12 protein-coding genes and 1 pseudogene are annotated in these 13,385 nt (G+C 48.7%); 2 read left to right on the top strand and 11 right to left on the bottom strand.

Features of this window, described 5'->3' with window-relative positions; translation table 11 throughout:
• The 11 genes and pseudogenes from smc to C0Q44_RS29400 form a co-directional block, all read right to left on the bottom strand.
• Positions 1-2,304, bottom strand: a 2,304-nt coding sequence (smc, locus tag C0Q44_RS29450; protein ID WP_105410684.1) for a chromosome segregation protein SMC, incomplete at its 3' end; no start/stop codon positions are given.
• A 187-nt stretch (positions 2,305-2,491) separates the two neighbouring features.
• A pseudogene (rnc, locus tag C0Q44_RS29445) lies at positions 2,492-3,189 on the bottom strand (ribonuclease III).
• Positions 3,190-3,202: 13 nt separating this feature from the next.
• Complete coding sequence (gene fabF / locus C0Q44_RS29440) at positions 3,203-4,441, bottom strand: beta-ketoacyl-ACP synthase II (RefSeq protein WP_105410683.1); 1,239 nt, start codon at positions 4,439-4,441, stop codon at positions 3,203-3,205.
• 177 nt (positions 4,442-4,618) lie between these two features.
• A complete protein-coding gene (gene acpP, locus C0Q44_RS29435; RefSeq protein ID WP_017689227.1) occupies positions 4,619-4,852 on the bottom strand; it encodes an acyl carrier protein in 234 nt (77 codons plus the stop codon).
• 152 nt (positions 4,853-5,004) lie between these two features.
• Positions 5,005-5,754 carry a 3-oxoacyl-[acyl-carrier-protein] reductase gene (gene fabG / locus C0Q44_RS29430; protein WP_017689228.1) on the bottom strand — a complete coding sequence of 250 codons (750 nt, stop codon included), beginning with the start codon at positions 5,752-5,754 and terminating at the stop codon, positions 5,005-5,007.
• A 247-nt stretch (positions 5,755-6,001) separates the two neighbouring features.
• Positions 6,002-6,943, bottom strand: coding sequence for an ACP S-malonyltransferase (fabD, locus tag C0Q44_RS29425; RefSeq protein WP_105410682.1), 942 nt, complete (start codon positions 6,941-6,943; stop codon positions 6,002-6,004).
• A 25-nt stretch (positions 6,944-6,968) separates the two neighbouring features.
• Positions 6,969-7,958, bottom strand: a complete 990-nt coding sequence (locus tag C0Q44_RS29420; RefSeq protein WP_105410692.1) for a beta-ketoacyl-ACP synthase III — start codon at positions 7,956-7,958, stop codon at positions 6,969-6,971.
• An 8-nt stretch (positions 7,959-7,966) separates the two neighbouring features.
• A complete protein-coding gene (gene plsX, locus C0Q44_RS29415) occupies positions 7,967-8,962 on the bottom strand; it encodes a phosphate acyltransferase PlsX (protein ID WP_105410681.1) in 996 nt (331 codons plus the stop codon).
• Positions 8,959-9,507 carry a transcription factor FapR gene (gene fapR, locus C0Q44_RS29410; RefSeq protein WP_062833760.1) on the bottom strand — a complete coding sequence of 183 codons (549 nt, stop codon included), beginning with the start codon at positions 9,505-9,507 and terminating at the stop codon, positions 8,959-8,961. Before fapR ends, plsX begins: the two co-directional genes overlap by 4 nt.
• Before the next feature lie 372 nt (positions 9,508-9,879).
• A complete protein-coding gene (gene rpmF / locus C0Q44_RS29405) occupies positions 9,880-10,053 on the bottom strand; it encodes a 50S ribosomal protein L32 (protein WP_017689233.1) in 174 nt (57 codons plus the stop codon).
• A gap of 68 nt (positions 10,054-10,121) precedes the next feature.
• Positions 10,122-10,628, bottom strand: coding sequence for a YceD family protein (locus C0Q44_RS29400; RefSeq protein WP_105410679.1), 507 nt, complete (start codon positions 10,626-10,628; stop codon positions 10,122-10,124).
• Positions 10,629-10,972: 344 nt separating this feature from the next.
• Here C0Q44_RS29400 and C0Q44_RS29395 point away from each other — a divergent pair, with 344 nt between their 5' ends.
• Both C0Q44_RS29395 and C0Q44_RS29390 read left to right on the top strand, forming a co-directional pair.
• Complete coding sequence (locus C0Q44_RS29395) at positions 10,973-11,797, top strand: FAD-binding oxidoreductase (protein ID WP_105410678.1); 825 nt, start codon at positions 10,973-10,975, stop codon at positions 11,795-11,797.
• Between the two features lie 162 nt (positions 11,798-11,959).
• Positions 11,960-13,192: a nucleotidyltransferase gene (locus C0Q44_RS29390; protein ID WP_105410677.1), complete on the top strand. Its 1,233-nt coding sequence runs from the start codon at positions 11,960-11,962 to the stop codon at positions 13,190-13,192.
• Positions 13,193-13,385 lie beyond the last annotated feature (193 nt).

The following is a 13,385-nucleotide window of genomic DNA, read 5'->3' as shown; positions in this document are numbered from 1 at the left end:
CTCTTTGATTTCTTCAGTAAACCCGCTCTTCTCCTGCCCGGCAACGGCAACTTGTTCAAGTACGTGACGAAGCTCATGCTCCACCTGCTTCATCTCCATCGAAGCCTGTTGTTCCGCATTTCGAGTATCGTCGCCGGACTGACGTAATTCATCCAGTTTAACCTGACACTGCTCCAGTTGAGCTTTGACATCATCCACACTATGATGCAGTTTGACAATTTGATTTTCAGTGTCCTTAATATCTTGATCCAGTTGATCCAGCTGCCGTTTCCGACTGAGCAGGCTCACATTTTTCTTATGCTGGCTACCACCTGTCATGGAACCACCGGCATTAACTACATCACCTTCAAGCGTCACGACCCGGAAACGATACTGGCAACGGGCCGCAATTTTATTGGCGACCTCTAGCGTTTCGGCAATAATAACATTACCGAGCAAGCTGCCTATGATCGAAGCGTACTTGGATTCGAATTGTACAAGATCAGCACCGATCCCTACAAAACCCTCCATGCCTTCGATCATGGAACGTTCAGCCGCCCCAATGGCTCGAGGACGAATGACATCCAGAGGCAGGAACGTCGCCCGCCCTAATTGACGTTGCTTCAGAAAAGCGATGGCCTGTCTGGAAACTGATTCATTTTCCATGACGACATGCTGCAAAGATGCTCCCATCGCTGTCTCTACTGCAAGTTCAATCTTCTCCGGAACTTTGACAAGTTCAGCCACCGCTCCATGAACACCGTTCAGCGTGCCTTTACGTGAAGCCTTCAGAACTTCCTTGACACCCAGCATGAAGCCGTCAAAGTCATCCTGCATCTCTTTCATCGTATCGCGGCGGGAGACCTGTGCCTCACGCTTCTGTTCCCATTTACGGACGGTGCCTCGACTTTCTTCCAGCAGCTTCTGTAACGACTGGAGTCGTTCACTTTCCGTAATATAGCCACCACGCAGATCACTGATTTCTTTGCCCAGACGAACCACTTTTTTGTCAATGTCCGCTTTACGGCTTTCCAGTGTCTCTTTCTGACCTTCCCATTTGCCTGATTCCTCAGCCGCGCGATTCATCCTGCGCTCCAACGTTTCTTTCTGCTGGTCCACATAACGAATTTCATTGCGTGTCTGAGCCATCTGATTCATCAGTTCTAGCAAGTTGCCCTTGAGACTTTCCTCTTGCTGCTGACTGATTCCACCTGTGACACCGATAAGTTTGGCTTCTTCCACAGACAATTGATTCTTAACATCGCTCAATTCAAACTCAAGCTTGCCAAACTTCTCGCGCAGTGCAATCAACTCGGTTTCCCGTTCGCGATGTCTCTCTTCACTCGCCGCAAGTGTTACTTTGAGCTGCTCCTGATTCGTTTGCAGATGATGCGAGCGCTCCTTGAGCAGTTCCCCAAGTCCTTCACTTTTCTCCGTCGCTTCACTGAATTGCAGTAAGGCGGATTGCAATTGCTCTGTCTCTGTTTCGAGGATACGTAGCGCATTCCGATCATTTTCCAGCTTGGCATCATGCGTAGACACGACAGCTGCCAGTCCAATCTCATCCTCTTTCAGTGATTGCAGTCGTTCATTAGCTTTACTCCAGGACGCATGAATCTGTTCGATCTGATACACATACATCGAAATTTCCTGCGATTTAAGCTCTGAACGAAGTTCCTTATAGTGAATCGCTTTCTCAGACTGTTCTTTCAGCGGACCAATCTGATCTTCCAGTTCAGTCACCAGATCATGAATACGCAGCAAATTCTGCTCTGTCTCATCCAGTTTGCGCGTAGCATCCCGCTTACGGGATTTATATTTAACGATACCTGAAGCCTCTTCAAAAATGCCCCTGCGATCTTCTGAACGGGTACTCAGAATCTCTTCGATTCTCCCCTGTCCAATAATCGAGTAGGCCTCCTTACCGATACCGGTATCCATAAACAACTCCGTTATATCCTTCAAACGACATGATTGCTTGTTGATAAAATATTCACTATCTCCGCTACGATGTACACGACGGGTCACCGTCACTTCACCAAAATCCAATGCAAGTGCATGATCCTCGTTATCGAGCGTTAACGAAACTTCGCTGAAATTGACGGCCTTTCGTGCGTCACTGCCAGCAAAGATGATATCTTCCATCTTGCCACCACGTAGCGACTTGGCACTTTGTTCACCCAAAACCCAGCGAATACCGTCCGATATATTACTCTTGCCACTTCCGTTCGGACCTACGACAGCTGTAATGCCACGAACGAATTCCATTTCCGTTTTATCGGCGAATGACTTGAATCCACCCAATTCAATCCGTTTTAAAAACATAGGGTTTCTCGTCACCTCCTCTTGCAAATTTCAAGTATTGCATCCAGCGCCTAGTTATCGATCAGGTAACCTCCCTGACCTTCTTACAAAAAAAAGAGCAAAAAGCAGTCCGGCCGATTACTTCCGCCGGGGCGGACCCGCGGGCTGCTCTTTGCTCTTCGTTTGTCTTATGCGCTATCGGTAAAGCTCAGGCTTCCGGAAGCTTCAATCGCTCAAGTGCTGCAGACGCAGCCTGTTGTTCAGCTTCTTTTTTGGAACGCCCTGTACCTCTGCCAAGCCGTTCTTGACCCATATGGACCTCCGAGACAAACTCACGTTCATGCGCAGGTCCACGTTCCTCAACGATACGGTATTCCAGAGCTCCCATATTGTGATGTTGAGTGAGTTCCTGCAGTTCCGTTTTGTAATCACTCATTTGCAGCTTGCTGCCCAGAACGATTAGCGGAAAAACATGCTGGTCGAGAAATGTCCGGACAGGCATCAATCCCTGATCCAGATACAATGCACCAATGAAAGATTCAAACACATCTGCCAGAAGAGCCGGTCGTGTCCGCCCCCAGTCAGTTCCTCACCTTTACCAAGAAGTACATACTGCCCAAAACTCAACGCTTCAGCAAATTTGACGAGGGAAGGCTCACAGACAATGGATGCCCGCAGCTTAGTTAATTCACCTTCCGGACGTGTAGGATACAGATGATACAAGTATTCCGATACAGTCAATTCCAGCACAGCATCGCCCAGAAATTCCAGACGTTCGTTGTCTTGGTGCTGACTGAACCGGTGTTCGTTTACATAAGAAGCATGGGTAAACGCTTGTTTTAAAAGCTGCCTGTTGTCAAATTTGATTTGAAGTTGATGTTGTAACTGCTTCAGATCTTCACTCAAACGAACTAGCCCCTTATGCTTCAAATTTTTTGAGAATAATGGTGGCATTGTGACCGCCGAATCCAAACGAATTGGACATCGCAATATTGACTTTAGTTTGACGCGGTACGTTCGGAACATAATCCAGATCACATTCCGGATCCTGATTCTCCAGGTTAATCGTTGGAGCCAGTGTCTGATGTGTCAGTGACAATCCACAGATGACCGCTTCCACACCACCAGCAGCGCCAAGCATGTGGCCCGTCATGGATTTGGTAGAACTCACTGCAAGCTTGTACGCATGATCACCAAACGCCTTTTTGATCGCAAGCGTCTCGGATCTGTCACCTACAGGAGTCGACGTTCCGTGCGCATTAATATAATCCACTTCTTCAGGCTGAATCCCCGCATTACGAAGCGCCATTTTCATGCAACGTGCTGCTCCGTCTGGATCTGGTTCTGTCATGTGATGTGCATCACCCGTCAGACCGTAACCAATGATTTCGCCATAAATACGTGCGCCACGTTGTTGTGCATGTTCCAGGGATTCCAGAATCATAACTCCAGCACCTTCGCCCATGACGAATCCATCACGTTCTGTATCAAAAGGACGACTTGACTTCGCAGGATCATCATTACGTGTAGACATTGCGCGCATGGCACAGAACCCTGCAAGACCCGTTGGTCTGATTGTTGCTTCCGCACCACCACAGATCATAGCATCTGCTTCGCCATTAGCAATCAGTTTGAAGGAATCTCCGATGGAGTGTGTACCTGTTGCACAAGCTGTGACAACGTTAATATTGGGCCCTTTGGCGCCAAGAGAAATAGACATTTGGCCTGAAGCCATGTTAGAGATCATCATCGGGATGAAGAATGGACTTACCCGTTTGGGACCCTTTTTCAGCAATATATTATGCTGGTCCTCCCACGTTCCCAATCCACCAATACCTGATCCGATGGATACACCGAAGCGTTCCGGATCAATGTTCTCATTGATTTTCAGACCACTGTCTTCAACAGCTTTGAAGCCTGCTGCCACAGCGAACTGAACAAAACGGTCCATTTTGCGAGCATCCTTGCGATCCATGTACTCTTCCGGGTTGAAATCCTTGATCTCGGCTGCAATCTGTGTCGTGTACTCACTTACATCAAACGCCTCAATCTGAGAGATTCCGGACTTACCTGCCATTAAACTTCCCCAGAACGTCTCTAAATCTTTTCCGAGCGATGTCATTACGCCCATTCCGGTAATTACTACTCTTTGTTTCAAACCGACTCACCTCTATATCGACTGCATTACGCAAGTATTTTGTGGGAATATCCGCAAACAGACATCCATTCAGCCGATCCGAAGACGGGTTGAACAGCGCTGCATGCGGAATGAGAATAACCAATGAATGATGAGAAGTCCCGCCTGTTCGAAAACATGTGCGGGACTGAATTGACTTTAGGTATGAGATTGTATGTACTTAACAACTTCACCTACGGTCGTGATTTTTTCTGCATCTTCATCAGAGATTTCCAAATCAAATTCATCTTCCAATTCCATGACCAATTCCACTACATCCAAAGAATCAGCACCCAAATCTTCTTTGAAAGATGCTTCAAGTGTAACTTCAGCTTCGTCTGCGCCCAAGCGGTCGACGACGATGCGTTTTACACGCTCCAATACATCGGACATCCGGTTCACCTCCTTCTTTGATATTATACGAGAATCGCAGGCAAAATGCCATAGAAGACATATGCGGCTCCCGGCCGGGGAATCCGGCCTTTTTCCGGCATTTCGGATCGTCCAGCGCCTGTTCCCCGACTATTGTTCAAGTCAGGGAAGAATTACATGTACATGCCACCATCGACATGCAATGTCTGCCCTGTCATATAAGATGAAGCCTGTGAAGCCAGGAAAGTAACTACACCGGCGATTTCATCCGGCTGACCCAAACGGGACAACGGAATACCACTCAGCATACCGTCGACCAGCTCTTGGGACAACTCTTTTGTCATATCCGTCTCAATGAAACCTGGTGCAACACAGTTAACTGTGATCCCACGCGAAGCAAGTTCACGGGCAGATGCCTTCGTCAGACCAATGACTCCTGCCTTGGCAGCAACATAGTTCGCTTGTCCAGCATTGCCGAGCACACCTACAACCGAGGAGATATTGATAATTCTTCCCGACCGCTGTTTCATCATTGGACGTGTAACCGCCTTAAGACAGTTAAACACACCTTTGAGATTCGTTTCAATAACCTGATCGAATTCTTCTTCTTTCATACGCATGATCAGATTATCACGAGTTATCCCTGCATTGTTTACCAAAATATCAACGTTTCCCCATGCCTCGAGTGTAGCTTTGACCATTTGTTCGGCTTCATCCATCAGGCCAACATTGGCTTGAAGGGTTATCGCCTTGACTCCTTTGGCACGGATGGCTTCCGCCACTTCCTCAGCTGCCGCTTGACTGCCCGCATAATTCACGGCTACGTTTGCTCCAGCCTCAGCCAGTGCCAGTGCAATACTGCGTCCAATGCCACGGGATGCCCCGGTAACGAGTGCATTTTTCCCTTCTAATGGTTTAGACATAATCATTCCTCCTTTCCCCAAATCTATATCAGTTCAACCAAAGAATGTTTACACTTGCCACTCCGATGACAGAATAACCTTCCGATCGCTGTTATCCCCAGATTTTTTGATTCCCTTTTCTAAAGGGAAAATCCGGGGATAGCTTATGCTTCCGATGTAGCTTTCTTTCAGAAAGCTTTCAGGCGAACGCTCCGCTTCTTCAGTGTTTTCTGTCCTCTCCGTTCTCGTGTAAAAAGTTTAGTTTAACTCATATAACTCCTTCTAATTCACTTGCCGTTGCTTCGAGCGTTTCAAGACTGTTTACATTGTACAGTTTTACGGTTTTATCTGTTTTTTTAATCAAACCGGTCAATACACTGCCAGATCCAATCTCTATAAACGTGTCCACGCCTTGCTCAATAAGCCATGTCACACTGTCTTCCCATAATACAGGAGAATAGACCTGAGCCGTTAACAAATCCTGGACCTGTCCATTCTCTGCAGGTCTTGCAGTCACATTAGCGACTACAGGAACCGCTGCCGGTGAGAACGTGACGGTCTTCAGTTTCTCAGCCAGCTTCTCAGCTGCACCTTTCATCAGTGAAGAGTGGAACGGTCCGCTTACTTCAAGTGCAATAGCACGTTTGCCGCCCGCTTCCTTCACTCGTGCCGAGACAGCAGCCACACCTTCCTTGACCCCAGAAATTACGATTTGTCCTGGACAGTTTATATTCGCAAGTTCCACTGCATGACCACTTTCAGATACATCCCGGCAAAGCACCCCCAGCGCTTCCCGATCTGCACCCAACACAGCAGCCATTGCTCCTTGTCCACCCGGTACAGCTTGTTCCATGTATTGACCACGTGCCCGGACAACACTCACTGCATCAGCAAACGAAAGAACGCCCGCTGCCACAAGTGCACTGTATTCACCCAGACTGTGTCCAGCCGTATAGTCAGGCTGAATTCCTTTTAATCTCAAAGCTTCAAGTAAAGCGATACTTGCTGTCAACAGAGCCGGTTGTGTATTTGATGTCTGTTTCAACTCGGTCTCCGGTCCTTCAAATATAAGATTGCTCAACGAGAAACCCAATGCTTCGTCCGCTGTGCGAAAAATTTCGGTTGCCGCAGGCACAGAATCATAAGCGTCCTTAGCCATACCCATAGCCTGTGATCCCTGTCCGGGAAATACAAATGCTATTTTACCCATCTCATCCATCTCCCAGCTGTCTAGTTTACCATACGAGTACAGATGCGCCCCATGTCAGACCGCCACCGAATCCAACCATCAGGACGGTATCTCCGGCTTTCATGCGACCTTCTTCCGCAGCTTCGACCAGAGCAAGCGGGATGGAAGCAGCAGATGTGTTCGCATACTTGTCTACGTTGACTACAACTTTCTCTTCTGGAAGTTCAAGTCGCTGCATGGCAGATTGAATGATACGAATATTCGCTTGGTGAGGCACAAACAGATCCACATCCGTGCGCTCCATACCGGCCTTGCGCAATACTTCAATTGTAGCCGTACCCATGACACGTACCGCAAATTTGAATACTTCGCGACCATTCATTTCGATATAATGCTTTTTATTCTCAACCGTCTCTGCTGATGCAGGCAGACGTGATCCGCCACCTTCCATCTGAAGCAGACTGCCACCTGCTCCTTCAGCTCCGAGATCGAATGCTTTGAAGCCGCGACCTTCCGGCACCTCGCCAACAACTACTGCACCGGCTCCATCGCCAAACAGTACACAAGTGTTACGGTCTGTATAATCCGTAATACGTGACAAGCAATCTGCACCAATCACAAGAGCATTGTTGTACATACCGCTTTTAATGAAACTCGTTGCTGTCGCCAAGCCATATACAAATCCGGAGCACGCCGCAGACAAATCAAATGCCGCAGCACCCTTTGCACCCAGCTTGTCCTGCAAGATACAGGCTGTCGATGGGAACGAAGAATCCGGAGTGATAGTTGCAACAATAATCAGATCAAGATCACTACCTGTCATACCTGCAGATTCAAGGGCTCTAATAGCCGCTTCATACGCCAAATCCGAGGTTGCCTGATCCGGTGCAGCGATATGACGTTCTTTGATTCCTGTACGACTGACGATCCACTCGTCATTCGTATCCACCATTTTCTCCAGATCGCTGTTAGTCAAAATTTTCTCAGGCACATATTTCCCTGTACCGATAATCCCTACCGGGCGTAAATTATTCATATCGTCACTCACTTCCCGCTAATTTCCTTAGATATGCTCTCTACCAGCTGGTTCTGTACTGCAATCCGAGCTTGGCGCACAGCATTTTTGATGGCATTGCCATCAGCCGATCCATGACTTTTCACAACCAGTCCGCTCAAACCAAGGAGCGGTGCACCGCCATGCTCCGTGTAATCCAACTTCCGTTTCAGCCCACGCAGTTCAGGCATCAGCACTGCGGCAGCCAGTTTACTTTTGAGCGACGACGAGAATTGTTCCTTCAGCAAGGCGAAAATGGCACCTGCTGTACCTTCCAGCGATTTCAGCAAAATATTACCTGCAAAACCGTCACATACAAGCACATCACAAGCACCGGTCAACACATCACGGGCCTCTACATTCCCAACAAACCGAATGGGGAGTTGTTCGAGCAATGGATACGCATGTTTGGTCAACTCATTGCCCTTGCCTGGCTCTGTTCCCACATTGAGCAACCCTACTCTCGGGGACTCTATGCCCTGCACTTTCTGCCGATACAAACTTCCCATCAGGCCATATTGTGCAAGGTGCTCTGGCTTGGCATCCATATTCGCCCCAAGATCAAGTGCCAGCACACCCACATCATCAATGGTTGGAATCATGGGCGCAAGCGCCGGACGTTCAATCCCCTTCATACGACCCACAACAAGCAAACCGGCTGTCATCAGTGCTCCGGTATTGCCCGCAGAGATCATTGCGTCCGCTTCGCCCTCTTTCAGCATGCGGCCGGCTACCACCATGGATGCATCCTTCTTGCGACGTACTGCTTTTACCGGTTCATCATCCGAACCAATCACTTCGGAAGCATGCCGGACCGTCAAGTTGGAAGGTCTCACACCTGACTGACTCAAAAGAGGTTCCAGCTTGGCTTCGTCGCCGATCAGGACGATCTGTGTATCCGCCCATTCCGTGGCAGCGGCAATTGCACCTTCAACCGTTGATACAGGTGCATTGTCGCCTCCCATGGCATCAATGACGATTTTCATTCCAAATGACCTCCTTCTCCGCTGTCTTCTCCACCTGAATGGTAGATTACAAAGTTGCCTTGAAACACCATTTCTTCACCAACATAAGTGAACACTTCCACTTTGGCTTTGCCCTTTTGACCAGGAATCGATCTCACGTAAGCCTTCGCAATACATTTCTCTCCCAAATGAACCGAACGGACAAAACGAATGTCTGCTGAAGCAGTCAATGCGATCTCGTCATTAATAATCGCTACAGCCAAAGAGTTAGCCTGTGCAAAGACATAATGTCCACGGGCAATGCCTGTTCTTGAAAACACGTGTTCTTCCTTAATCTCAAATAAAGAAATCCCACTCTTGTCCAGCTGCAAGTCCACAATATCACCGATAATCTCATGCAGGGGCAGCGAGCGCACCTGATCATACGAGCGCTCTGCCATCAGCTTCATCCGCTCCCGAAGTTCGGGTATTCCAAGTTCCAGCCTGTCAAGACGAATCGTCTGAATACTCACTTTCAATTGGCGCGTAAGTTCCTGATCCGTCACAAAAGGGTTTTCTTCAATCATTTTGGTTAACTGATGTTGCCTCTGTCTCTTCGGTACACGTTCGATGCCTGACACCCCCCGCTGTATCGTTTACGGAACCGCCCCATCCGGTCAGTTCAACCATTCTTGCCTATTGCTTCTATAGTTGCATCCCTGGTCACCAGGGTCGTTCTCAAACGGATCATGGTTCATCTATATGTAACGTCAAATCTTAGAACCTGGTACTAAACTATATTATATCTCATCACGTGTCAAAAAGAAAGGCTGGCTAAGCAAAAACAATTCACCCTTGTGGAGCAGGCATGGCAAGCCTTAGCAGCAATCTCCTTCACTTCCCTAATCCCAAAAAAAGTAGCACCTCATCGAAATGAAGTGCTACTTAATGTCTAACTATTATTGAGAGATGATCTCTCTTGCTTTGTACGTTCCGCACACTTTGCACACGTGGTGACTAAGTTTAAGTTCGCCACATTGTTCACATTTCACCATGCCCGGTACAGCCAATTTAAAGTGAGTGCGACGTTTGTCGCGACGCGTCTTGGACGTTCTCCGTTGAGGTACTGCCATTATTCCCACCTCCTTATCAAAATCAACCTTTGCAGGTAGTTGTTACAATGTTCGATTTTCAATCATGCTCATTTAAAAAAATCCTTGAGCCCTGCAAGCCGCGGATCGATAACTTGGGTATCACAACCGCAGTCACCTTCGTTCAGCTCATGGCCACACTTGGGGCATAACCCTTTGCATGTATCGCTACACAGCGGTATAAACGGAAGATCCAGCAGAAAAGCTTCCTCGGCATTACCCTTCAGATCAACGCTATCTCCATCCACATAGAGCGTTTCGTTGTCTTCGTGCAATTCCTCCGGCTGTTTTCCCTGCTTGAATTGCTCATGAAAATCAATATGAAAATGTTCATTGATCGGCTTGAGACAACGGGAGCACAACATGTCCACTCCTACAGTCAGTACGCCATGAACATCCACAACGTCCCCCTCTTTGAACTCTGCAGACAAATCCGCAGTAAGCGGGGTAACGGCTGTGATATCTTGTCGGTTAGAAACCAGTTCCTTGATATCCCACTGTTCGTTAAACGTAAGTGGGCGATCACTGGTAGCCACTTTGCGAAATGGCATTAACATTTCCCATCACTCCAAACGAAACCAATTTCATAATTCATGTCAAACGTATCACGACAGTTATACAGGTCAAGCCTGCTTTTGTAAAGCAATATATCCTGACTGTATGTATTCTGACGATTCATCGTTAAAAGTATTATGAAATCGACTTAACAAACAAAAATCATTATACCGATTTTCCAAGACGTTTGTCAACACTTTTAACTTTACACCCTATTTTAAAAAACATTGGTCCAGAACCGTTCACTCCATCTTATCTATTATAGACTCACTCTGAGAGAAACCACAAGTCGTCATTTCAGTTGTAATTATTTGCAAATACAGGTCACATTTCGTTAACGTTTAATATGCATGTTAAGCCCGCAGCGGAAAATCAGACGGGTGGCTGGGAAGGATTCCGCAGCTTTAAGGTTGCCAAGAAAGTGCAGGAGAGTGAAATTATCACGTCCTTCTACCTCCTTCCAGACGATGGTCAGCCCATTGCCAGCTATGAACCCGGACAATACATCAGCATCAAAATTCAGCCAGAGGCACAGTCATTTACCCAGATTCGTCAGTATAGCCTTTCAGATGCCCCGGGTAAACCTTATTATCGCATTTCCGTTAAACGTGAACGAGGTGTGTTGGAGCGTCCTGACGGAGTCATCTCCACATATCTCCACGATCACATCGTAGAAGGCAGTCAGGTGGAGCTATCTTCTCCTGCTGGTGACTTCACACTGAACACGGAAGATAAGCGACCCGTTGTACTCCTTAGTGGCGGAGTTGGGATAACTCCCATGATTAGCATGTTAAATACGCTGGTCGACCTGAACGACAACCGTCCAATTACATTTTTGCATGCAAGTCCGAATGGTCTATCTCATGCTTTTCGCGATCATGTGAATAGCCTGGCTGAACGTAACTCTACCCTCAAAACGTACTTTTGTTATACGAAACCTGCTGCTTCTGATCGTGAAAGTGAGCATTTTCATAAAGAAGGATATATGGATGCAATGTGGCTTCGCCAGGTGATTAACGAACTGGATGCCACCTACTATCTGTGTGGATCGGTTTCGTTCATGCGTTCAGTCTATACAGAACTTCAGGCACTTGGTGTTGCAACGGACAACATCTGTTATGAATTTTTCGGACCCAAAGCAAGCCTGTCTCCTTCACCGGAGAGTGACTAAGTGTGGCACGGTCTGACATCTGCGGATGTTGGATTCGTGCCTTTTTCGTAAGTCTGAGAGATTGCATGATTTGATCTAATACAAGTCATCCCCTATGATGGAATGAACGAAACAGCATGTCATACATACGATTCATCTCCATTGAAAGGAGTACGTTTAATCATGAAAGCCGTAGGCGTCATTGTTGAATATAATCCCTTGCACAACGGGCATGTCTATCATCTGAATGAAGCTCGGCGGCTAAGCGGGGCAGACGCCGTTGTCGCCGTTATGAGCGGCCCTTTTCTCCAGCGAGGCGAACCCGCCATCGTGGGTAAAAGGGCACGCACCGAGATGGCGCTGCACGCAGGCGCCGATCTGGTGCTTGAACTGCCGGTAGCCTACGCGGTACAACCGGCAGAATGGTTCGCCTTCGGTGCGGTATCGCTGCTGCACCGCACCGGCATTGTGGACTCGCTCTGCTTTGGCAGCGAGTCCGGCGACATGGACAGCCTGCAGCGCATTGCGCGCGTGCTGGCTGTGGAGCCCGCAGGCATGCGCGAGGACATCGCGCGCCGCCTGCGGGAGGGCGCCAGCTACCCCGCCGCGTACGCAGGCGCGGCGGCGGCGCTGGCGCCTGGCGGCGTCGATGCTCACGACGCCGCCGCACTGCTGGGGCAGCCCAACAATTCGCTTGGGCTGCACTACCTTATCGCGCTGCAACGGCTTGGCAGCGCGATCCAGCCCTTTACGGCGGCGCGTACCGGTGCCGCGTACCATGAGGCGACGCCCGGCCCGGGGGCGATCGCCAGTGCAACTGCCGTCCGCCGCCTGCTGATGGCGGACGGGCCCGCTGCCGCCGCACCATACGTGCCGGCGGCAACCCTTGCCATTCTGCATCGCGAATGGCAGGAAGGGCGCGCTCCCATACACTGGGAGCGCTTTGCACAGCCGCTGTTGCACATTGCTGCTACCCGTCGTGCCTCCGAGCTGGAACGCATCGCCGAAGTCACGGAAGGGCTGGAGCACCGGCTGATCCGCACACTCGCTCAGCTCCCGGAGCCTTCAGTCGAAGCACTCCTGAATGCGTTGAAGACCAAGCGTTACACACGTACGAAGCTCCAGCGTATGTTAGCCCACTTGCTCCTGAATCACACCAAAGCCGAGTGTTCACCAGAGCAATTGGGTGCCGGACCCGGATATCTTCGTGTCCTCGGATTTAACGCTCAAGGGCAGAGCCTCCTGAAGCGGATGAAGAAGAGCGCTTCGCTGCCTGTTCTGCTGAAACCATCCACGTTCACGCATAATCAGCTGGAACTGGATATGCAGGCTCAGGTAGCCTATGGACTCGCTTGCGAGCACAGCGATACACGCATAATGTTTAGTGATTACTATGAGTCACCTGTAAGGTTATAGAGAGTTGTGAATGTAGTAGCCCAAACATCAAGCTCATTACAAAGAAAAAATCCCCTTGGTGCGTGCCGATCCGGCCTAACGCAACAAGGGGATTTTCATTATTTCACATTTGATCATTTCATCAAATTAGTCAACTTCATCACTTCATAAGTTCTTCATTTTCCCACTTCACTCTTTAACTCTTCCACCACAT

Source organism: Paenibacillus sp. PCH8 (assembly GCF_002968835.1).
Lineage (GTDB): Bacteria > Bacillota > Bacilli > Paenibacillales > Paenibacillaceae > Paenibacillus.
Note: the sequence above shows the minus strand (reverse complement) of the source record. Positions and strands in the feature narration are given on the sequence as shown.

What these genes read in the sequence shown, in the direction of transcription:
- acpP (WP_017689227.1), bottom strand. Translation starts at nt 4,852, where the DNA reads ATGTCCGATGTATTGGAGCGTGTAAAACGCATCGTCGTCGACCGCTTG.
- C0Q44_RS29390 (WP_105410677.1), top strand. Translation starts at nt 11,960, where the DNA reads ATGAAAGCCGTAGGCGTCATTGTTGAATATAATCCCTTGCACAACGGG.
- C0Q44_RS29400 (WP_105410679.1), bottom strand. Translation starts at nt 10,628, where the DNA reads ATGTTAATGCCATTTCGCAAAGTGGCTACCAGTGATCGCCCACTTACG.
- C0Q44_RS29420 (WP_105410692.1), bottom strand. Translation starts at nt 7,958, where the DNA reads ATGAATAATTTACGCCCGGTAGGGATTATCGGTACAGGGAAATATGTG.
- plsX (WP_105410681.1), bottom strand. Translation starts at nt 8,962, where the DNA reads ATGAAAATCGTCATTGATGCCATGGGAGGCGACAATGCACCTGTATCA.
- fapR (WP_062833760.1), bottom strand. Translation starts at nt 9,507, where the DNA reads ATGATTGAAGAAAACCCTTTTGTGACGGATCAGGAACTTACGCGCCAA.
- fabG (WP_017689228.1), bottom strand. Translation starts at nt 5,754, where the DNA reads ATGTCTAAACCATTAGAAGGGAAAAATGCACTCGTTACCGGGGCATCC.
- rpmF (WP_017689233.1), bottom strand. Translation starts at nt 10,053, where the DNA reads ATGGCAGTACCTCAACGGAGAACGTCCAAGACGCGTCGCGACAAACGT.
- C0Q44_RS29395 (WP_105410678.1), top strand. Translation starts at nt 10,973, where the DNA reads ATGCATGTTAAGCCCGCAGCGGAAAATCAGACGGGTGGCTGGGAAGGA.
- fabD (WP_105410682.1), bottom strand. Translation starts at nt 6,943, where the DNA reads ATGGGTAAAATAGCATTTGTATTTCCCGGACAGGGATCACAGGCTATG.